Origin of the sequence: Hymenobacter nivis (assembly GCF_003149515.1) — a bacterium.
Classification (GTDB): domain Bacteria; phylum Bacteroidota; class Bacteroidia; order Cytophagales; family Hymenobacteraceae; genus Hymenobacter; species Hymenobacter nivis.
The window spans coordinates 453,843-473,789 of record NZ_CP029145.1 but is presented as its reverse complement, the minus strand read 5'-3'; the positions used below and the strand labels follow the sequence as shown (position 1 = coordinate 473,789).

Here is a 19,947-nt window from a genome sequence, read left to right as displayed (position 1 = left end):
GAGCTAGCCGGGCAAGGTTACGGTGAAGGTAGAACCCACGCCCAGCTGGCTGTGCACGGCGATGGTGCCGCCGGCGTTTTCCACAATTTTCTTGACCGTGTACAGGCCCACGCCCGAGCCCTCCACGTGGTCATGCAACCGCTGAAACATGCCAAACAGCCGTTCCTGCTGCTCAGGGCTAAGGCCGAGGCCGTTGTCTTCTACTTCGAGCAGCACCCGGCCAGCGGCGCGGCGGCCGCGCAGGACCACCACGGGCGGGCGGCCGGGCGCGTGGTACTTGGCCGCGTTGCTGAGTAGGTTGTAGAGGATGCTACGCAGGTTTTTGGGCGAGAAATTGACGGTGGGCACCGCTGCCAGCTCCACCACCAGGGTGGCGCGGGTGGCGGCCAGCAGCGGGGCCAGGTCGAGGCGGATGGCCTCGACCAGGGTTGTCAGCTCCACGGGCTCGGGGGGCTGGGACTGGTACAGCTGGAGCTTGGATACATCGGTGAGGTGCCCCAGCGTTTGCTGGAAGCGCTCGACGGCCCCCTGCATCATGGCCAGCAGGCGGGGCACCAGCTCGGCTTGCAGGGCCGCCGGGGGCAGCTGCTCGCGCAGGGCTTCGAGCAGGCCCTCAATGTTGGCAATGGGCGCCTTGAGGTCGTGCGAGGCCATGTACACGAACGTGTCCAGGTCGGCGTTGGTGCGGCTGAGGCGGTCGTTAGTGTCGCCCAGCTCTTCGTTGGTAGCCCGCAATTCTTCGTTGATGGCGGCCAGCTCCTCGTTCAGCGCCTGCACCTGGGCCTGGGCCAGCACCTGGTCCGTCACCTCCACGGCCATGCTGATAACGGCCACCACCTGGCCCTGCTCGTCGCGCAAGGGCTCGTACACGAAGTTGAAGTAGCCCGGCGCGCCCAGGGGGTGGTAGCCAAACTGCACCGGCCGCTCCAAGGCCACAAATGGCTGCCCGGTGCGCCACACCTCGGCCAGCAGCTCGGGCAAGCCCTGGGTTTGCAGCTCGGGCAGGACCTCAAAAATGGGCTGGCCCAGCAAGTGCGCCAGCGGGCGGCCCAGTATCAGGGCCATGGAGGGGTTGATGACGTCCAGCGTGTAGTGGGGGCCCCGGAACACGCAGATGGCCACCGGGGCCTGCTCGAACACCCGCTGCAACTCGCCCTGCTGGGCCTCGCGCTGCTGGCGGGCCTTCACTTGCTCGGTTACTTCGTAGGCAAACACGGAAATACCCACCACCTGGCCCTGCTCGACGTGGGGCTGGTAGGTAAAATTGAAGTAGGCAGTTTCGGCCGATTGGCCCGGGGCAGGCACGAAGCGCATGGGGACCTCGGTGCCCATGTAGGGCCGGCCCGTGCGGTACACCTCGTCGAGCAAGGCCACGAAACCCTGCTCGACGATTTCGAGCTGAACATCGGCCAGGAGGTGGCCCCGCAGCAACCGGCCCGGAAACAGGGCTTGGTAGGCGGGGTTGAAGTATTCGATTCGGTGCCCGGCCTCGCGCAGCAGCAGCACGGCGGCCGGGGTTTGCTCGAACACCAGGTAGAGGGCCTCGCGCTCCTCAGCCCGGTGCTGGGCAGTGGCCAGCAGCTCGGCCTGCAGGGCGTCGAGCTGCTGGCGGGCCAGCACTTTTTCGGTCGCGTCCACAACGAAGGCCAGAACACCTTGAATCTGGTCTTGCCCGTCGAACAGCGGCTGGTACGCAAAGTCCAGGTACCGCTGCACGGGCTGGCCGGTGTGCACGTCGTGGAACAGGATAGGCGTTTCGACGCCCGCCCAGGGCTGGCCCGTGGCGTACACTTTGTCCAGCAAATCGACGAGACCCTGCGTCACCAATTCGGGGAGCACCTCGGCCACGGCCGCATCCAACCGGGCGCGGCCGGTGACCAGGCCCTGGTACTGGTCGTTGAAGAACGAATAGCGGTGCTGGGGGCCCATGAGCGTGGCAATGGCGGCCGGCACCTGCCCCAGTATCTGGCGCAGCAGGCCCTGCTGCACCCGCAGCTGCTCGCGCTGCTGCTCGGCCGCGGCCAGGGCGGCGCGCACCTCCTCGGTGCGCCGCGCCACGCGGGCCTCCAGCTCCTGGTTGAGGGCCCCCAGCGCCTGCTGGGCCTCGGCCAGGGCCGTATTGGACGACAAAAACTCTTCGTTGCTGGCCCGCAGCTCCTCGTTGATGGCGGCCAGCTCCTCATTCAGCGCCTGCACCTGCTGGCGGGCCAGCACCTGCTCGGTTACCTCCGTGGCCAGCGTCACGATGCCCCCAATGCATCCCTGCGCGTCGTACTGGGGCCGGTAGGCGATGTTGAAGTAGCCCAGCGTAGGCCGGCCAGCGTGGGGCCGGTTGATGGTTACGGGAGCTTCCTGAAAATCGTAGGGCGTGCCGTTGCGGAAAATGTCGTCAAAAATGTCCGCGAAGCCCTGGGCCACGATTTCGGGCAGAACTTCCAGGATGGGCCGGCCTAGCACCTGGGCCGGCGGCTGGCCCCAAATGCCAGTCATTTCGGCGTTGGCCAACTCGACGACGTGCGTGGCCCCCCGAAACAAGGAAAAAGCCACCGGGGCCCCCTCCAGCACCCGCGCCAGCTCGGCGCGCGCGGCTTCGGCGGCGGCTTGCGCGTCGGCGGCACGGCAGGCAGCGTTCACCAGGGCCCGGTTGGTGGCTTCCAGCTTCTGCTGGGTGCGCCCCAACTCCTCGTTGGTGATCAGCAGTTCCTCGTTGGTAACCCGCGATTCTTCGTTGGTGACCCGCGATTCCTCGTTGGTGACGGCTAGCTCCTCGTTGGTGACGGCTAGCTCCTCGTTGGTGACGGCTAGCTCCTCGTTGGTGACGGCTAGCTCCTCGTTGGTGGCGGCTAGCTCCTCGTTGGTGGCGGCTAGCTCCTCGTTGGTGGCGGCTAGCTCCTCGTTGAGCACATCCAGCTGGCCGTTCAGCGCCGCCGCCGGCCAGGCACTGGCTTCCACTGTGCGGCGGGCCTGCACCTGGCCCGTCACGTCGTAGGCAAACACCAGGATGCCGTCGACGGTCCCGGCCAAGTCGCGGCGGGGCTGGTAGGTGAAGTTGTAGTAGCGCTCCCCCAGCGCGGCGGGGCCCGGGCCGTCGAGGTCGAGCCGCACGAGCCTCTCGGCAGCAAAAAATGCCTCGCCGGTGCGGTATACGACGTCGAGCAAGCCAATAATGGGCTGGCCAGCCAGCACGGGCACGGCCTCGGCAATGGGCCGGCCCAACAGCGGGCGGCTGCCTACCAGGGCCTGGTAGGGCCCGCTCGCGAACTGGAGGCGGTGGCCAGGGCCCTCAAATACGCAAATCATGGCCGGGGCCTGCATCAGCACGTTGTCGAGCTGGCGGCGCTGGCACTCGGCCTTGGCACCGGCAGCCTGCTCGCGGGCCTGGCTGGCGCGCAGGGCCTCTTCCACGGGCGTGCGGGGCTGGCCGGCGGTGTCGATGAAGCTCACCAGCAGCTGGCCACCCACCCGCCGGGCCGCTACCCGGAAGTAGTTGTCGTAGCCATCGGCCTGGTAATTAATCTCGAACTGGCCCGGCGCATCGCCCAACAAGGTATCGCGGTGAAAGGTAAAGCTCCCGCTGGTGCGGGCGTCCGGAAACTGCGCCAGGAAGGTGGCCGCGGGCCGGGCCGGCAGGCGCAGCATCCGCTGGGCGGCGGGGTTGAGGTAGGCAAAGGCCAGGTCCACCACCGCGCCGCCCGCACCGCGCACGGGCTCGTACAACACCACGCCCGTCAGCGAGAGGTCGAGCAGGGCGGGCAGCAACTCGGGGGAGAAGTTGGCAGGTGTGGGGGCCTCGACAAGGGACATAAACGGAAATACAGGGAGGGCAAAATACCGGGCTAAAGTAACAGTCCTCACCCACTACTGGCCGCGCCGGGGCCCCACTCCTGCCGGGTGCTTACCTGGTACCGGGCACTCAACCCAAGCCTAATCTCTAAAAACTATTCCACAACGGCCGCTACGGCCGCGATTTTATTGATCAGGTAATTGTGGCGGCGGCGGCGTGCGCGGGGGGCGGGGGCGTTGCCCACGGCGCGGCGCGGCCTTCAGCCAGCAGATTGGGTATTTCTTCCATTGCGGCAAGGTTGAGGTGGGTGGCGGCGGGCCGGGCAATGTCAGGCGGCACTTTCGGGGGCCCTAAAATGCTGGCCTGCTGCCCACAATGCAGCCAACGCACGGCGCGGCCGACGCGGCAATCCGACCAGTTGCCGGGGACCCGCCGCGCCCGGCCGTACCTTACCGGCCCTTTCCAGTTGCCCTCCCAATGCCCGCCGCCGCGCCCGCTACCCTGCCTTCCTTCGCCCCGCCCGACCACGCCCCCACGTTCCTGGCCGACACGGCCCGCCACCTACTGGAGCGCTACGGCGCGGGCCCCGATGACGAGCTATCGGAGCTGGTGGTGGTGGTGCCCACGCGCCGCGCGGTGGTGTACTTAAAGAACGAGCTGGCCCTGGCCCTGCCCCCCGGCCAGGCCCTGTGGGCCCCGCGCGTGGCGGCCATGGAAGACTACATGGTAGAGCTGGCCGGCGTGCAGGTGGAGGAGCCCATTGCGTTGCAATTGCTGCTCTACGACATCCTGAAAGGCTACGACACCAGCCTGAACTTCGACCGGTTCGTGGGCTGGTCGGGCCTGCTGCTCAACGACTTTTCCAACCTCGACCAGAGCCTGGCCCAGCCGCGCAAGGTATTCGAGTACCTCAGCCAGGCCAAGGCCCTGGAGCGCTGGAAGCTGGAGGCGCTGCCCGAGCGCAGCCACCTGGCGGGCCGCGCATTCAGCTTCTGGGACCAGCTTGAAAAGGTGTACCGCGAGTTGAAGCGCCGTATGCTGGCCCAGCACCTCGCCTACCCCGGCCTGGCCTACCGCCTGGCCGTGAATAAGTTGCAGAAGCGCCTGGATACCCTGGACGCCGACCCGGGGGCCCCGGCCGTAGCCCACCACGTGTTCGTGGGCCTGGGCAATTTGTCGAAGGCCGAGCAGAAGCTCATTCACCTGCTCTACCGGGCCGGGCGGGCCGAGCTGCGCTTCGACGGTGACCCGTTTTACCTGGCCCCCGACTCGCCCAACCGCGCCGGCCAGCACCTGCGCCTGTACGTCAAAAAGTGGGGTTTGCCGGCGGGAGCCCTGGGCGGCGGCACCGAGTGGCTGCGCGGCCACGCCCACCACGTGCGCCTGCTGGGCGTGGCCAACCCCAGCATGCAGGGCAAGCTGGCCGGCCAGCTCCTGGCCGAAGCCCGGCGCGACTACCCCACCGCCACCGTGGCCGTGGTGCTGCCCGACGAAACCCTGCTGCTGCCGGTGCTGCACGGCCTGCCGCCCGATGCCGTGCCCGCCTACAACGTGACAATGGGCCTGAGCTTCCAGGCCACGCCGCTGTTCAACCTGGTCGATTTACTGTTCGAGGTGCACCTCACCGGCATTCGGGAGGGCAGCGCCGAAACCGGCTACGGCGTGCCCCGCTACCACCACCTGGCGGTGAGCAAGCTGCTGGCCCACCCCTTCTTGCGCCGCTACCAGCTCTGGCTGAACCAGCAGCCCGACGAGCAGTACCACGGCATATTGGACCACGTGTGCCGCGAAATCGTGCGCCTGAACGCTGTGCTGCTGCCCGCCACAGATTTGCTGGCCCTGGGCAAGCACCAGCCGCTGCTCGAAGCCCTGTTCCAAACCTGGAACAACTGCGACGACATCCTCAAGGCCTGCTACGCGCTGATTGACCTGCTGCACCAGGTGTACGCCGCCGAAAAGCCCAGCCCCGACCACGAGCCGGCCCTCGGCGCCGAGTACCTGTACCTGTTTTATACGCTCGTCAAGCAGCTCGATTCGGCCTTCGACTGCCGCGAGCAGCGCCTGTCAGTGGCCTCGTTCCGGCGGTTTTTGTACGAGCAGATGGGCCGCACGCGCCTGCCCTTCGCCGGCGAGCCGCTGGCCGACGTGCAGGTGATGGGCCTGCTCGAAACCCGGGCCCTGGACTTCGACCACGTCATCATCCTGAGCTGCAACGAGGGCGTGCTGCCCGCGCCCAAGCGCCAGCAGTCGCTGTTCCCGTACGACGTGCTCCAAGAGTTCGGCCTGCCCACCAACGTGGACGCCGAGGCCGGCACGGCCTACAACTTCTGGCGCCTGCTCCAGCGCGCCCAGCGCGTGGACCTGGTGCACGTGCTACCCGGCGCCGAGGGCACCAAAAGCGGCGAGCGCAGCCGGTTTTTGTTGCAGCTCGAAAACGACCTGCGCCCCCAAAACCCGCTGCTGACCGTGGACGACCTGACCGTGGCCGTGCCCGACAGTGCCGAAGCCACCGCCAGCTACGCCGGCGACTTCGTGCTAGAGAAGGACGACGAGCTGCTGGGGGCCCTGCGCGGCGTGCTGGAGCGCAACATTTCGCCCTCGCGCCTGAACGACTTTCTGGCCTGCTCGCTACGGTTTTACTTCTCCAAGGTGGCCCGTTTCCACGAGAACGAGGCTGTGGAGGAAACCCTGGAAGCCAGCAGCTTCGGCACGATGGTGCACGCGGCGCTGGAAAACCTGCTCCGCCCCTTCGAGCAGGACGCCCGCCCCCTCACCGAAGCCGACCTACCCGCCCTGCTGGCCCAGGTGCCCGCCGAAGTGACCAGGGCCCTGCGCCAGGAAGACACCGAACGCTACGCCCGCCCCGACGAGGGCCTGAACCACGTGTACGGCCAGGTGGCCGCGCGCCTCGTGGCCCGCTACCTCCAGGGCCTGCCCACCCGCGAGGGCCTGCCGCTGCGCCTCTTCAGCCTCGAAAAGCCCCTGGCCGCCACCGTGTTCGTGGACGTGCCCGGCTCGGGGCCCCTGTCCGTGCGCCTCTTCGGCATGGCCGACCGCGTGGACCAGCTGCCCGACGGCCGCCTGCGGGTAGTGGACTACAAAACCGGCCTCGTCGATGCCAACGAGCTAAACCTGAGCGGCTACCGCAACCGCTACTCGCCCGCCGAAGCCACCGAGCGCCTCGTGGGCGAGGCCAGCAGCAGCGCCGACAAGGTGCGCCAGCTCTGGCTCTACCGCTTTATGCTGGCCAGCACCGAAAAGCGCGAAACCGCCAACACCGCCATCGTGTCGATGCGCAACCTCGACGCCGGCCTGCTCTCGGCTGATTTATCGTTTCTGACCAGCGAGGGCCAGGATTTCGTGAAGGTTTCGGAAGAATTAATCACGAAAATCATCCTCAAAATCCTCGACCCCGCCGAGCCCATCCGCAAAACCGACGACTTCGCTAAGTGCGAGTTTTGCGACTACCGCGGCATTTGCGCCCGGTAGCTTTTATTTCTGATCCGTTCTACCCGTAATCTTGGGGCCCCCACCCCTCACTACCCATGTCTGACCAAAATACCGCCGCTACCAAAGACGAATTCATGCAAGCCGCCATCGACGAAGCCCGGATGGGGCGGGCGCAGGGCGGCATTCCCATCGGCTCGGTGCTGGTGCGCGACGGCCAGCTCGTGAGCCGCGGCCGCAACAAGCGGGTGCAGGAAAACAACGCCATCAAGCACGGCGAAATGGACGCGCTAATGAACGCTGGCCGCCAGCGCACCTACCGCGACACCGTGCTGTATACCACGCTGATGCCCTGCTACATGTGCGCCGGTACCATCGTGCAGTTCAAGATTCCTAAGGTCGTGGTGGGCGAGTCGCGCACGTTCGGCGAGTCGAAGGAATTCCTCGAGAGCCACGGTGTAGAGGTCGTCATCCTCGACTTGCAGGAGTGCGTGGACCTGATGAATGAGTTCATCGCAGCCGAACCCACGCTCTGGAACGAGGACATTATGGAGCTGTAGGCAGCCCGGTTGGTTCGGGAAACGGGGGCCCCGGCGGCACGGCTTTATTGGCCGCGCCGCCGGGGCCCCGGTACTTTGTTTGGTTCTGGGCCGCTTCGGAAAGGCGGGCTTAAGTAAGCTCCTCGGAAACCTGCCGGCGGCAGAACCAGTATGAATGGCATCATTCATTTCAGATTTTATTGCATGAAAAGGATATTTTTAGCGGTAGCCGTGGCCCTGACGCTGGGCGTTACAGCCTGCGCACCTACCGTGAACGTGGAGCAGCGCGCCAACGTCAACTTCAGTAAGTACCGAACCTTCGACTTTGCCGACATGAAGGTGAAGACCAACGGCAACGACAACCCGCTGCTGCACAGCCCCATCGCACAGGACAGAATCAAGCAAGCCATTACCGAGGAACTCGTGAAGCGCGGCCTGCGCCAAGCCGACAAACGGCCCAACCTACTCGTCACCACCCACACCTACGTGGAACAGGCCGAGCGAACTGTGTACAACACCCAGCCCGGCTATGGCTATGCCTACCCGTATGCTGTGTCGTACCGCGGTGGTTTCCTGCCCATTAACTACGGCTACTGGTACACCCCCAGATACTACCAAACGGCCCATACCGAGCAGTACAACGAGGGCACGCTGATTATCGACTTCATCGACGCCCGCACCAAGAACCTGGTGTGGCGCGGCTCCATTGCCAACCCCGTCGATGACCCCGCCCGCCTGGGCAGCGAGTTCAGCCGCGTGGCCAAAGACATCCTCGATAAATTCCCGGTTGCGGAAAAGAAATAGTAGCGCCACCCGCCGGGGCCCCCAGCCCGGGCTCGGCCGCTGGTTCGCCGCACAATTGCCAATGCCCCCACCCTGAACGGCCCGCCTGCGCGGCCGCCCGGGGTGGGGGCATTTGGTGCCCGCCATCGACGCTATCCTCCTCGGCGAGCTCGACCCTGTGCTCAACCCCATCGCCGCCAAGGGCTTGGGCGAAATCGGCCTTATCGACTTCACACCGTTGTGGCCAATGCTGGGTTCCACGCCACCGGCAAGTAGGTGCGCGAGCTGCCGATTACGCCGGACAAGCTGCTGGGCGGCGGCGTGAGTTGAAGGAGGTTTGCACACATTGGGGCCCTGGAGATGCGACGTTTCGCACCTTCAGGGCCCCAAAATAAGACCGTCATGCTGAGCGCAGCCGAAGCATCTCTACTGTGGCAGTAATAATGGTTACTGCTGCGGTAGAGATGCTTCGGCTGCGCTCAGCATGACAGCTTTATTAGGTCATGCTCATCTACAAGCAGCCCCCTATTGCCCCCCGTTGCGCAGGTCGGGCCGGGGCTGCATTTCGTAGTCGTGGGGTGGCTCAGCGCCGGCCAGGTTGCGCACGAAGTAGTCCCAGCGGCGGCGCATCATGTAGGGCGAGTAGAGGCCGTAGCCGTGGGCGGCGTTGGGGAATACTACCAGGTCGAAGCTCTTGTTAGCCTTGATCAGGGCTTCAACTACCAGCATCGTGTTGGAGGACGGTACGTTATCGTCCATCAGCCCGTGGGCCAGCATTAGCTTGCCCTTGAGGTTCTTGGCCAGGGGCGCGTTGGCTTGGGCGTCGTAGTTGGAGGTGCCGTCGGGGTTCGGGGTGAGCAGGCCGATGTAGCGTTCGCCCCAGTCGTCCTCGTAGTTGCGGTTCTCGTGGTTGCCCGATTCCGAGATGCCGACCTTGAAGAAATCGGGGTAGCGGAACATGGCCGCCGCCGTGGCGTAGCCGCCGCCCGAGTGCCCCCAGATGCCGGCCCGGTCGAGGTCGATGTAGGGGTAGCGCTGGGCCAGCTGCCGCATGCCGGCCACCTGGTCGGCGAGGGTATTGGCTTCCATGTGGCCGTAGCAGGCGTCGTGGAAGCTCTTGGAACGCAGCGGGTTGCAGCTGCCTTCGATGACAACGACCACGAAGCCCAGCTCGGCTAGCGCCTGGTTGTCGTTGCGCGCCGCCGCGAACGACCAGTTGCCCACACCGCCGCCCTGGGGCCCCGGGTAGATGTAGTTGATGATGGGGTACTTGCGGGCCGGGTCCAGCGCGGTGGGCACGAACATCAGGCCGTAGAGGTCGGCGCGCCCGTCCTGGTCCTTCACGGCGATGGGCGTGGGCGCCTTCCAGCCGGTGGCGGTGAGGCGGGAGATGTCGGTTTTTTCCAGCGTGGCCACGAGCTTGCCGTCCGAGTCGCGCAGCACGGTGGCGCCGGGGCGGTCGGGCTGCGAGTAGCTATCCACAAAGTAGCGGCCCGAGGGCGAGAGCTCGATGCGGTGGTTGCCGGCTTCGGGCGTGAGCAGCTTCAGCCCCTTCCCGTCCAGCCCGACGCGGTAAAAGTGGCTGAAGTACGGGTTGCCCGGCTCGCGGCCATCGGCCACGAAGTAGAGTTGGCGCTTCTGCTCGTCCACGCGCAGAAGCTGCGTCACCACAAAATCTCCCTTGGTAATCAGGTTTTTGACCTGGCCGGTGGCGGCGTCGTAGCGGTAAAGGTGGCCCCAATTGTCGCGCTCCGAGTACCAGATGGCCTCCTTGGTTTTGGGTAGGTAGCGCCAGTTGATGGCGTGTTGGCCCGACTCGTACTGCGTGGGCACGGTTTCCGTGAATACCTCGCGTACGGCACCGGTCGCGGCGTCGGCCACCCGGAATTTCTCCTGCTTGTGGTCGCGCGAGGTGGATACGAACGCCAGCTGCGAGCCGTCTGGGGCCCAGTCCACGTCATCAAAAGTGCCGCTGCTGGAAATATCGTCGGAGAGCGAGCCGCGGTGCGGGTCGGGCGGCACTTGCAGGCGCACCACTTTGGCCGGGCTCACTTCCACAATCACCCGCTCGATGGTGACGATGTCCTTATCGCCGGGCAGCGGGTACTTCCACGTTTTCAAGGTTGGCCGGCCCACGCTGGTGGTCACCAGGTACATGTCGCTGGCCTTGCGCTGGTCCTGCTGGAAGGTGGCGATTTTGCGTGAATCGGGCGACCATTGCAGGATCGGTCGGTCGCTGTGGGTCCAGCCGGCGTTGTCGGTAGCGTAGCCGTAATTAGGGGCCCCGTCGGTGGTGAGCTGGGTTTGCTGATTGGTTTTCGTGTCGCGCACCCACAGGTTGTTGTCCTTGATGTAGGCGGCCAGGCGACCGTCGGGCGACTCAATTTCGTTGGCCGCGTTGGGGCTATCGCTGGGGCCCTCGGCGGCTGCGGGCCGCACCTGCCCGCTGGCCAGGTCGTATTGCCAGTCCTTGCCTTGCACCGTGAAGGAAACCTTCTTCTCATCGGGTGAAAACGTGAAGCTGCGGAACGGCAGTCGGGCCCCGGTGTATTGCTGACCGCTGGCCGCCGACAGCGCCGCGGCCAGCCGTGTCTGGTCGAAGGCCGCGGTGCGGGCTTTGCGGGCCGGGTCCACCAAGATGAACTCGCTGCCCTGCGCCGTTGACGCCTGGTACCATAACCGGTCGTTGGGCAGCCAGTGGGGCTCGCCGGCGGTGCCATCCACCAGCGGCTGGGTGTTGTAGCTCAGGAAGCGCTCGGCCCGGGCGTAGTCGTCGGCCGTAAGGGCGGGCAATTGCTGGGCCGAAGCCGCCGTAGCCATGGCAACCGCCGCCGCGGTGAAAGCCAGTAAATACTTATGCATAGGGTTGACCAGAAGCTCAGAATTATTGGGGCCGCAAGGTATTCACAGAATGCCGCGGCCGCGCCGCATCCAGCCCCTCCGGCTCAAGAATTATCCGCCATCAGCCGGCCATTTACTGCTGTTGCTTAGAAGCTGTTCAACTTAATTTTTTGGCTCTTAAAGCGCTGCAGAGACGCATACTTGCATCTCTACAGCGAGTTGGCATTAACGCAAACAGTTTATTAGGAGAAAAAGCGAATGACGAGCGGGTACGCCCACACCACGCCGTCGCTGGCCTTCAGGGCCCCGATGATGGGAAACACGAAAGCCAGTAGTGCCAGGAGCCCCAGCAGCGGAAAGCCCACCAGTACGAAGCAAAGGCCCCCGGCGACCGCGCCATAAATAAGGGCGCTGACAATCCAGTTGGCCACCACTTTGCCGTGGGCGTCGATGCCAGGCAGTTCCTCTTTCTTCACTTGCCACAGGATAATGGGTAGGATAAACCCCGCGCCCGGCACCAGTAGGCCCGCCAGCAGCGACAGGTGCAAAAACGTGGCCCACTGGCGGGTTTCCAATTCGGAAGGCGGCAAAATCTGCATGACGGCGGCGGAAGCAAGCGTTAGAAAATGACTGCGCGCGGCAAGTAAAGCATAAATATGTTGATGTTTATATAATACACTTGTTCCTAAAATTAGAAACCTTGTAAAAACAGGCTGTCATGCCGAGTTTGTCGGAGCATCTCTACCGCAGCACTAAAATTGATTAGTTGCGCGGTAGAGATGCTTCGATAAGCTCAGCATGACGTTTTAATTATTTCTGGCGGTTTTCCAAATAGAATCGACAACCATATTCCAGGGCAAGTTGCCCGCTTATCCATTCATGGTCAGCACGTTCCATTTGCCGTGCTGCTGCTCGATTTTGGTGACGGAAGCGTAATCAATCCGCAGCTGGAAAGCGTTACGCAGCGGTATTTCGAGGCAGTGGCAGAGCAGCGCCCGGATGGTGCCGCCGTGGGTAAACACCAGCACGGGTGCCCCCGGGGCGCCGTCGGCCACGGCGGCCAGCTCGGCGAGGAAGGCGGCAGCGCGCCGTTGCAGAGCTCCGAAGGTTTCGCCGGCAGGCGGCGCCAGGGCCACGTAGTCGGCCATCCAGGGCTCGGTTTCGGCGCGGGGCAGGTCGGTCCAGGGACGGTTTTCCCAGGCCCCGAAGTGCATTTCGCGCAGGCGCTCGTCAAGCGCGTAGTCGCTCGTCACGACGTCGGCCAGGGCCCGGCAGCGGGCGGCGGGGCTGCTGAAGGCGCGGTAGCCGCCAGCCGGCGCGGGCGGCAGCTTGGCTAGCAGCGCGGTGGCTTCGGCGGCGAAGGTGTCGGCCAGGGGCACGTCGTGGTGGCCGTAGCAAATGCCGGGCGCCTGCACGGCGGTGTGGCGAATGAGGTGGATAGTCATACCAAGTGGGCGGTTAAGAACAAATAAATCAGGGCTTCGGCCAGCTGCTGCGCGGCCCCCAGGCAGTCGCCGGTGTAGCCGCCCAGCCATTTTTTGAACCAGCGGCCCAGCACCACTTGCAGCACTGCCAGGGGCCCCAGCACCAGGAGCAGCCCCGGCCGCCGCTGCCACAGCGCCACCGCTAGCAGCGGCAGCAGCCCCAGCAGCGCAGCCGCGGCCAGCCGGCCGGGAGGCAGGCTTTGGGCGATGGGTTTGGCCTTGCCGTCGGCCAGGTCGGCGCGGGCGTAGGGCAGGGTGCGCACGAAGCTGGCGGCCACCAACCGGCTCAGTGGGTGCGCCACCAGCAGCAGCACAGGCACCGATAGGGCCCCGGCGCGCGGCCCGGGGGCCCCGGCCAGCGCCGCCACTTTGGTGGCCAGCACCAGGCCCAGGCCCACTACGCCGTAGGTGCCCACGCGGCTGTCCTTCATAATGGTGAGGATGCGCTCCCGCGTCCAGCCCCCGCCGAAGCCGTCGCAGGTGTCGGCCAGCCCGTCTTCGTGAAACGCGCCGGTGAGCAGCACGCCTGCGCCGGTGCTCAGCAGCACGGCCACCAGCGGCGGCCAGAGCTGCGCCGCGCCCCAGTACACGCCCGCCGCCACTCCGCCCACCAGCCAGCCGATGAGCGGAAAGTACACCGTGGCCCGGTTGAGCTGGTCGTCGGAGTGCCCCACCCAGGGCGGCACGGGCAGCCGCGTGTAAAACATCACGGCCGTTAGCAGCAGGCGCAGCTGGCGGCACGGCCAAGAATCGGGCATAAGGTGGGGCAGTAAGGGCGGGGTTGGGAATTTAAAAGAACATCATGTCGAGCGCGGTTTCCAGGTTGTTGCAAGGTTTGGAGCGTTGCCACCGGTCGGACGGCTGAAAAAGCCGGCGGACCGGGCACTAAACCTGAAACCGCTTCAAGAATAAATCGGGGTAGCTGTATGGTCTCGGAGGATGGGGAAGGAATTTTGAGTCGTAGTTTTCAGGCAAACTTATGGGGGAAATACCGCACGGCTGCGCCACGACAACGCCGGCAACTCGGCGCCTTATCCAGCAAAGTGCAGCAGGCGTACAAACGCTAGCTACCCGCTCGGGCCTCAACCCCAAAACGGCGCACAAGTGGCACCGGCGCACCGGCACCGAAGAGGCCGTGCGCGGCCCCAGACCGGCTTCCACGGTCCTGAGCCCGGCCGAAGAAGCGGCGATCGTCCTCTTCCGCCAGCAGACCCTGTTGCCCCCGGATGACTGCCTCTACGCCCTGCAGGAATCGATTCTCCACCTGCGTCGCTCGGCTTTGCACCGCTGTTTTCAGCGCCACGACAGCAGCCGGCTACCGCCCGCCGACGCGTCGGCTGACGGGGCGAAAAAGGCGAACTTCAAGGCCTATCCGCTCGGCTACCTGCGCCTCGATTTTGCCGAAATCCAGACCGAAGAGGGCAAACAGTACTTGTTTACGGCCATCGACCGCACCAGCCAGCTGGCCTTTGCCGAACTGCACCCGCAGGCCACACAGGCCCTCGCGGTGAACCTCCTGTGCTGGCTAGTGCCTCAGATTCCCTAAAAAGTACATAAGCTACTGACTTACAACAGTATCCAGTTTTACTGCTTGCCCCACCATACGCGGGTAGGCCACCACCCGGTCGGCCAGTTCTGCGACGGGCAGGGCATTGAGCAGCGCTTTACCAAGCCCACGCACCCCTAGACGAACGGCCAGGTCGAGCGGGTGAACCGCATGGTGAAGGAGGCGATAATTAAGCGGTTCCATCACGAGACGAAGGCGGAGCTTAACACCTACCTGCAGAGCTTCTTAGCGGCCCGCAACTACGCCAAATGACTCCAGTGGTTAAAGGGCCCGACCCCGTGCGAATTTATCTGCGCCGAATGGCGTAAAAATCCTACTGTCTCTCGACCCGACCCGACGCTCGACCTACCCCCCTATCCACCGGGACTGTACAGCTTGCTGACCAGCGCCCAACTCGCCCACCTTTGCCGCGAACTCAATGCGACGCTTTATATGGATAGCAAAGCTCTCCAGGCCTGGCTGCTGCGCACCTGTCGCGTGGCCTATTCGCTTTCCGGCCTGACGGACCTGCTCCACCGCCTGAGCTTCACCTACAAGTTGACCATGCCCGTGCCCTGTCAGGCCGATGCCGCGGCGCAAGCCGGTTTCCTGGACGAGTTGGCGGTGCTCGGAGCCCACGTCGAGCGGGGAGAGGCGGTACTCTACTACGCCGATGCGGCCCACAACACCCGCATCTACGTCATCTGTGACAACGCCCGCCACTACAAAAACAAGGAATTGCGGGCCTGCCTGGCCGATAAGCCGATTTGCCAGGTGTTTTTACCGCCCTATTCGCCCAATCTGAACCTAATTGAGCGGTTCTGGAAATTCCTGCGCCAGAAGATTATCAACACCACCTTTTGCCGCACCAAGGACCCATTTCGCACAGCTGTGCTCGGCTTTTTCGACCGACTCCCGGAGTTTGGGCTAGAGCGTGAGGACAATCATCGCAACCAATCTAGGGCGGCCGCTACATGCCAGAAGGCCAGAAAAGAAACGACGGTTTTTTCGTAGCGCGTGGCCAAGCGGCGGTGGCGTTTCATGCGGTTGAAAAACCGCTCGATTTTATTGCGGTCTTCGTATTGTTCTTCGTCGAAAGGGGCCGGCGCGGTGCGATTGGGCCGATTCGGAATTACGACGTCGATGTTCTTTTCGGCGCAATAGGCGCGGTTTTTATCGCTGTCGTAGCTCGTGTCGGCAATGACCTGGCCCGGCGCGAGGCCTTCGAGCAAGGCCGGCAGGTGGGGGCAGTCGCCGGCTTGGCCGCCGGTGGCCCGCAGGCAGACGCCGTTGCCCAGCGCGTCGGTACAGGCGTGGATTTTGGTGCTCATCCCGCCCCGGCTGCGGCCCAGGCACTCGGTTGCCGGGTCGCTTTTTTTTGGCCGGCGGCGTGTTGGTGGGCCCGCACCACGGTCGAATCGAGCATCACCCACTGCAAATCGGGCGCTTTCAACGCCTCGAACACGGCCTCCCACACGCCTTTTTGGGCCAGGCGACGAAAGCGGCGGCACACGGAATTGGACTTGCCGAAGCGCTCGGGCAGATCCGCCCAGGGCGCCCCGGTGCGCAAAATCCACGTTACGGCGTTGAAAAAAAGCGGTTATCCTTTGCTGTAACGCCGCAGTCTGTCGCCTTGCCCGGCAAGAGCGGCGCGATGATGGCCCACTGGCGGTCCGTTACCGCGTAGCGATGCGTGAATGTCTTCATTCTTTTTAGTAAAGATAATTGTCCTCACGCTCTAGCGCCAGAGCCAGCAGGGGAAGTCGGAATAGCTTTTTTATAAAATCAGGTAGGGATGATGGTTTTTTGATTGCTAAAACGGACTACCTGCATTCAGGATTTATGTCAATGAAGCCCCAGCTTGCATAGTTTCCGGCTCAAATCAGCGAATCCAGACTGCGGCGGGCGTTGCTGGCGGGCCCCAGGCGCTGAAACTCGGTCGGGGTGAGGCCCGTCACCTGCCGGAACTGCCGCGAGAGGTGGGCCGGGCTGCTGTAGCCCAGTAGTTCGGCCACGCCAGCAATGGGTAACTCGTCGTAGCCAATCAACTCCTTGGCGCGCTCCACCTTCTGGCGAATGATGAACTTTTCAATCGTCAGGCCTTCGGAAGCGGAGAACAAGTGGGAGAGGTAGTGGTAGTCCTTCTCCAGGTGCTCAACCAGATAATCGGAGTAGTTGAGCAGGCGCGGGCCGGGCGGGGGGTAGTGAATCAGCGCGACCAGCAGGGTTTTGATGCGGTCCACCAGCTGGTCGCGCGCGTCTTCCAGCAGTTCAAAACCAGCACCCTGCAAGCGGCTGCGGATGGCGGCCCAGTCGGGGGCTGCGCCGTCGGGCGTCGATACGTCGGCCTCGCCCAGCGCTACGCGGTGCACCTGCAGGCCCAGGGCCGCAAGGTCTTCGCCCACCACCCGGATGCACTGGGGGCAGACCATGTTCTTAACCAGCAGCCGGTGCGAGCCCGGCGGCGGCAGGACGTGGGCAATGCTGACGTCGGCTTTCATGGGATGCGTCATTATTTCACCACCAAACTACCCCGTAGCATGCCCATGCCGCAGGTGAACGGGAAAGTGCCGGCCTTTTCGGGCAGCAGCTCTACCAGCGTCGTTTTGAAGGCTGGCAGGTCGCGGCGGATGCTGAAATCGGGCATGAGCAACTCCTCCGAGCAGCTGTTTTCCTCGTTGCGGTAAAAGCTCAGTTGTACGGGCTTGCCTTTTTCTACTTCGATGATGTCGGGCGAGTAGCCTCCCTTCACAGTGATGGCTACTTCCTGCACGCCGCTTGAGGAGGAAACGGCGCTGGCCGCCTGGCGGGCCGAAAAGAAGAAGTACCACAGCACGAAGGCAACCAGGCCCAGGCCGACTATGGTAACAATGATGGCGGTCGTATCCATGGGTAGCAACGATTAGTGGTTGTCGAAAGAGCGCAGGCGCAGCGAGTTGGTCAGCACCGATACCGAGCTGAGGGCCATGGCTCCGGCCGCTAACATGGGCGAGAGCAGGATGCCAAAGAACGGGTAGAGCAAACCGGCCGCGATGGGAATGCCCAGGGTGTTGTAGACGAAGGCAAAAAACAGGTTCTGTTTGATGGTGCGGATGGTTTGGCGGCTCAGCTCAATGGCCGTTACCACCCCGTTCAGGTCGGAGCGCATGAGCGTGATGCCGGCCGCTTCCATCGCCACGTCGGTACCCGAGCCAATGGCCAGGCCAATGTCGGCCTGGGCCAGCGCGGGCGCATCGTTAATACCGTCGCCGACCATCGCCACGATGCGGCCCTCACCTTGTAGCTCCTTCACCTTGCCGGCCTTGTCGGCCGGGAGCACCTCGGCAAAGTAGCGCGTGATGCCCACCTGGCCCGCCACCTGGGCGGCGGTCTGGGGGTTGTCACCCGTCATCATCACCACTTCAATGCCCAGGGCCTGCAGCTTTTTAATAGCAGCAACCGAGGTATCGCGCACCGTGTCGGCAACGCCCACCAGGCCCACGGCCTGCCCGGCTACAGCCACGTAGAGCAAGGTTTTGGCCTGGCTCAGCAGCTGCTCGGCTTGGGCTGTCAGCTCGGGCGATAGGGTAACGCCCTCGTCGGTGAGCAGGCGGCGGTTGCCGATGAGTACGGCCTGACCGTCCACGGTGGCCGCCGCGCCCTTGCCCTCCACGGCCCGGAAGCCGGTGGCCGTCAGCTTATCTGCGCCCTGGTCGTCGGCATGGCGCACCACGGCCTCGGCCAGCGGGTGCTCGCTTTGCCGCTCCACGGCGGCCACTAGTTGTAACAGGCGCGGGCCGTCCTGGCCGGGGGCCACGAAGTCCGTTACGGCCGGTTCGCCTTTGGTAATGGTGCCGGTTTTGTCCAGCAGCACGGTGTTTACCTGGTAGGCTTTTTCGAGCGCTTCGGCGTTGCGAATCAGCACCCCGTGCTCGGCACCCTTGCCGGTGCTAACCATGATGGCCGTGGGCGTGGCCAGCCCCAGCGCGCAGGGACAGGCAATGATGAGCACGGCCACAAAGTTGACTAGGGCCAGTGGCAAACGCGTATCCACCGGGGCCAAATCAAACCAGAGTACGAACGTCAGAATGGCAATGACCACCACCGTGGGCACGAAGATGGCGCTGACTTTGTCGGCCAGCCGCTGAATGGGGGCGCGGCTGCCCTGGGCGTCTTCCACCAGCTTCACAATCTGGGACAGCATGGTGTCGGCTCCCACTTTGGTTACTTCGAAGCGGAATGAGCCGGTTTTATTGAGGGTAGCCCCGAACACTGAGTCACCGGTTTGCTTCTCCACGGGTAGGCTTTCGCCGGTGAGCATGGCTTCGTTGAGCGACGACTGGCCTTCGGTGATGCGGCCGTCGGTGGCCACCTTTTCGCCGGGGCGCACCACCACGATGTCGCCAAGCTGCACCTGCTCAATGGGCACATCGACTTCCGCACCACCGGGGCGCACCACGCGGGCCGTTTTGGCTTGCAAGCCGATGAGGCTGCGCATGGCGGCCGAAGTCTGGGTTTTGGCGCGCAGTTCCATCACCTTGCCCAGCAGAATCAGGGCAATGATTGTGGCCGTGGTGTCGTAATACACCTCGGGCATCAGGCCCCGGCTAGTGAAAAAGCCGGGCACCACGGTGGCCGCCAGGCTGTAGAAAAACGCTGCGCCGGTGCCTACGGCAATGAGCGTGTCCATGTTAGCCGATCGGTGCTTGAAGCCATTCCAGGCCGACACGTAGAATTCGCGCCCGCTGTAGCCCAGCACGGGTAGCGTCAGCAGCAGCAGCAGGTAGTTGAGCCACTGCACATTCACACGCTGCATCATTGCGGGCCAGAGCATCAGCATGCTCAGCGGCATGATGACAACGACCAGGCCCACGGCCACCCAGAAGCGGCGCTTGAGCTTCTGGTAGGCCAGGGCTTTCTGGCGGTCGGTTTCGGCGCTACGCTCGGCCGCGCTGGTATCGGGGGGGCGCTCGGTCACGCTGTAGCCAGCATTGACGACGGCCTCCTTCAGGGTGGCCGGGCTGGCCTGGCCGGGCAGGTACTGTACGGTGGCTTTTTCGGTGGCGAAATTAACCAGCGCACTCTGTACGCCCGGGGCCCGGCTCAGCGACTTTTCCACGGCCGCCGCGCACGAGGCGCAGGTCATGCCTTCGATGTCGAGGGTTTCGGTTTTGGTAGTTGGTTCCATTACAGCAGGTTACTATGTGGTTGCCGGGCACGGCTACTCAGAAGAGGAAGCCCGCAGCCACTCTACAAAGAAACGACGCTCGCCCAGCGAAATTGGTACTGAATACCGCCGCAGAATTGCATAATTTGACGGACAATACCGCCGTTCGAGGCCAATTAAATTCCGGTTTGTTTACCGTTGCCCGCTCATACAAGTTTATAAAATCTGGCTTCGTACTTACAAAACCCCGACAACGAATAGTTTTTGGTAACAGCCCATTGCACTTGCGGAACAGCCTGAAATGCTACTCAGTGCCGTATTTTCCTGCGGCTGGTTTCCTCCGGGGGCAGGGCGTAAACCCTTTGCAGGCTTTGCAG

16 protein-coding genes and 1 pseudogene are annotated in these 19,947 nt (G+C 64.0%); 5 read left to right on the top strand and 12 right to left on the bottom strand.

From position 1 onward, the window contains the following. Nucleotides 1-3: 3 nt before the first annotated feature. A complete protein-coding gene (locus DDQ68_RS01955; protein ID WP_109652687.1) occupies nt 4-3,804 on the bottom strand; it encodes a PAS domain-containing protein in 3,801 nt (1,266 codons plus the stop codon). 172 nt (nt 3,805-3,976) lie between these two features. Further along, nucleotides 3,977-4,123, bottom strand: a complete 147-nt coding sequence (locus tag DDQ68_RS23340; RefSeq protein WP_211320218.1) for a hypothetical protein — start codon at nt 4,121-4,123, stop codon at nt 3,977-3,979. 138 nt (nt 4,124-4,261) lie between these two features. Here DDQ68_RS23340 and DDQ68_RS01950 point away from each other — a divergent pair, with 138 nt between their 5' ends. The 3 genes from DDQ68_RS01950 to DDQ68_RS01940 all read left to right on the top strand — a co-directional run bounded on the left by DDQ68_RS01950 (nt 4,262) and on the right by DDQ68_RS01940 (nt 8,574). Next, nucleotides 4,262-7,273 (top strand): PD-(D/E)XK nuclease family protein, encoded by a 3,012-nt coding sequence (locus tag DDQ68_RS01950; RefSeq protein WP_109652684.1) that lies wholly within the window; start codon nt 4,262-4,264, stop codon nt 7,271-7,273. 56 nt (nt 7,274-7,329) lie between these two features. Continuing rightward, nucleotides 7,330-7,791: a nucleoside deaminase gene (locus DDQ68_RS01945; protein WP_109652681.1), complete on the top strand. Its 462-nt coding sequence runs from the start codon at nt 7,330-7,332 to the stop codon at nt 7,789-7,791. Nucleotides 7,792-7,974: 183 nt separating this feature from the next. After that, nucleotides 7,975-8,574, top strand: a complete 600-nt coding sequence (locus tag DDQ68_RS01940) for a DUF4136 domain-containing protein (RefSeq protein WP_162549734.1) — start codon at nt 7,975-7,977, stop codon at nt 8,572-8,574. A 504-nt stretch (nt 8,575-9,078) separates the two neighbouring features. Here the strand turns inward: DDQ68_RS01940 and DDQ68_RS01935 are convergent. The 4 genes from DDQ68_RS01935 to DDQ68_RS01920 form a co-directional block, all read right to left on the bottom strand. Next, nucleotides 9,079-11,415 (bottom strand): S9 family peptidase, encoded by a 2,337-nt coding sequence (locus DDQ68_RS01935; RefSeq protein WP_109652675.1) that lies wholly within the window; start codon nt 11,413-11,415, stop codon nt 9,079-9,081. 221 nt (nt 11,416-11,636) lie between these two features. Next, nucleotides 11,637-11,993 (bottom strand): DUF4870 domain-containing protein, encoded by a 357-nt coding sequence (locus tag DDQ68_RS01930; protein ID WP_109652672.1) that lies wholly within the window; start codon nt 11,991-11,993, stop codon nt 11,637-11,639. A 270-nt stretch (nt 11,994-12,263) separates the two neighbouring features. Continuing rightward, entirely contained in the window at nt 12,264-12,839 is a 576-nt protein-coding gene (cobC, locus tag DDQ68_RS01925; protein WP_109652669.1) for an alpha-ribazole phosphatase family protein, read from the bottom strand. Then, the gene (locus DDQ68_RS01920) at nt 12,836-13,636 is read right to left on the bottom strand and encodes an adenosylcobinamide-GDP ribazoletransferase (RefSeq protein WP_109652666.1); all 801 of its coding nucleotides are present in this window, start codon (nt 13,634-13,636) and stop codon (nt 12,836-12,838) included. Before DDQ68_RS01920 ends, cobC begins: the two co-directional genes overlap by 4 nt. 221 nt (nt 13,637-13,857) lie before the next feature. Here DDQ68_RS01920 and DDQ68_RS01915 point away from each other — a divergent pair. Further along, nucleotides 13,858-14,760 (top strand): annotated as a pseudogene (locus DDQ68_RS01915) (transposase family protein); the annotation flags it as partial. Nucleotides 14,761-14,877: 117 nt separating this feature from the next. Next, nucleotides 14,878-15,438 (top strand): transposase, encoded by a 561-nt coding sequence (locus DDQ68_RS01910; protein WP_109652663.1) that lies wholly within the window; start codon nt 14,878-14,880, stop codon nt 15,436-15,438. Here DDQ68_RS01910 and DDQ68_RS01905 read toward each other — a convergent pair. The 6 genes from DDQ68_RS01905 to DDQ68_RS01890 all read right to left on the bottom strand — a co-directional run bounded on the left by DDQ68_RS01905 (nt 15,369) and on the right by DDQ68_RS01890 (nt 19,591). Continuing rightward, nucleotides 15,369-15,755, bottom strand: coding sequence for an IS5 family transposase (locus DDQ68_RS01905; protein WP_245897097.1), 387 nt, complete (start codon nt 15,753-15,755; stop codon nt 15,369-15,371). The two genes, DDQ68_RS01910 and DDQ68_RS01905, sit on opposite strands and share 70 nt — an antisense overlap. After that, the gene (locus tag DDQ68_RS22380; protein ID WP_162549732.1) at nt 15,752-15,994 is read right to left on the bottom strand and encodes a transposase; all 243 of its coding nucleotides are present in this window, start codon (nt 15,992-15,994) and stop codon (nt 15,752-15,754) included. The genes DDQ68_RS01905 and DDQ68_RS22380 overlap by 4 nt, the downstream gene beginning before the upstream one ends. Nucleotides 15,995-16,002: 8 nt before the next feature. Next, nucleotides 16,003-16,131, bottom strand: coding sequence for a transposase (locus DDQ68_RS24190; RefSeq protein ID WP_162549731.1), 129 nt, complete (start codon nt 16,129-16,131; stop codon nt 16,003-16,005). A gap of 170 nt (nt 16,132-16,301) precedes the next feature. After that, nucleotides 16,302-16,925 (bottom strand): helix-turn-helix domain-containing protein, encoded by a 624-nt coding sequence (locus DDQ68_RS01900; RefSeq protein ID WP_109652660.1) that lies wholly within the window; start codon nt 16,923-16,925, stop codon nt 16,302-16,304. Between the two features lie 11 nt (nt 16,926-16,936). Next, nucleotides 16,937-17,314 carry a cupredoxin domain-containing protein gene (locus DDQ68_RS01895; protein WP_109652657.1) on the bottom strand — a complete coding sequence of 126 codons (378 nt, stop codon included), beginning with the start codon at nt 17,312-17,314 and terminating at the stop codon, nt 16,937-16,939. Between the two features lie 12 nt (nt 17,315-17,326). After that, nucleotides 17,327-19,591 (bottom strand): heavy metal translocating P-type ATPase, encoded by a 2,265-nt coding sequence (locus DDQ68_RS01890; RefSeq protein WP_109652654.1) that lies wholly within the window; start codon nt 19,589-19,591, stop codon nt 17,327-17,329. Between the last annotated feature and the right edge of the window lie 356 nt (nt 19,592-19,947).

Bases quoted from the DNA above. Each gene is read 5' to 3' on its own strand.
- cobC (WP_109652669.1), bottom strand. From the start codon at position 12,839: ATGACTATCCACCTCATTCGCCACACCGCCGTGCAGGCGCCCGGCATT.
- DDQ68_RS01940 (WP_162549734.1), top strand. From the start codon at position 7,975: ATGAAAAGGATATTTTTAGCGGTAGCCGTGGCCCTGACGCTGGGCGTT.
- DDQ68_RS24190 (WP_162549731.1), bottom strand. From the start codon at position 16,131: ATGAAGACATTCACGCATCGCTACGCGGTAACGGACCGCCAGTGGGCC.
- DDQ68_RS01920 (WP_109652666.1), bottom strand. From the start codon at position 13,636: ATGCCCGATTCTTGGCCGTGCCGCCAGCTGCGCCTGCTGCTAACGGCC.
- DDQ68_RS01945 (WP_109652681.1), top strand. From the start codon at position 7,330: ATGTCTGACCAAAATACCGCCGCTACCAAAGACGAATTCATGCAAGCC.
- DDQ68_RS01955 (WP_109652687.1), bottom strand. From the start codon at position 3,804: ATGTCCCTTGTCGAGGCCCCCACACCTGCCAACTTCTCCCCCGAGTTG.
- DDQ68_RS01935 (WP_109652675.1), bottom strand. From the start codon at position 11,415: ATGCATAAGTATTTACTGGCTTTCACCGCGGCGGCGGTTGCCATGGCT.
- DDQ68_RS01900 (WP_109652660.1), bottom strand. From the start codon at position 16,925: ATGAAAGCCGACGTCAGCATTGCCCACGTCCTGCCGCCGCCGGGCTCG.
- DDQ68_RS01905 (WP_245897097.1), bottom strand. From the start codon at position 15,755: ATGAGCACCAAAATCCACGCCTGTACCGACGCGCTGGGCAACGGCGTC.
- DDQ68_RS01950 (WP_109652684.1), top strand. From the start codon at position 4,262: ATGCCCGCCGCCGCGCCCGCTACCCTGCCTTCCTTCGCCCCGCCCGAC.
- DDQ68_RS01910 (WP_109652663.1), top strand. From the start codon at position 14,878: ATGGATAGCAAAGCTCTCCAGGCCTGGCTGCTGCGCACCTGTCGCGTG.
- DDQ68_RS01930 (WP_109652672.1), bottom strand. From the start codon at position 11,993: ATGCAGATTTTGCCGCCTTCCGAATTGGAAACCCGCCAGTGGGCCACG.
- DDQ68_RS01895 (WP_109652657.1), bottom strand. From the start codon at position 17,314: ATGGATACGACCGCCATCATTGTTACCATAGTCGGCCTGGGCCTGGTT.
- DDQ68_RS01890 (WP_109652654.1), bottom strand. From the start codon at position 19,591: ATGGAACCAACTACCAAAACCGAAACCCTCGACATCGAAGGCATGACC.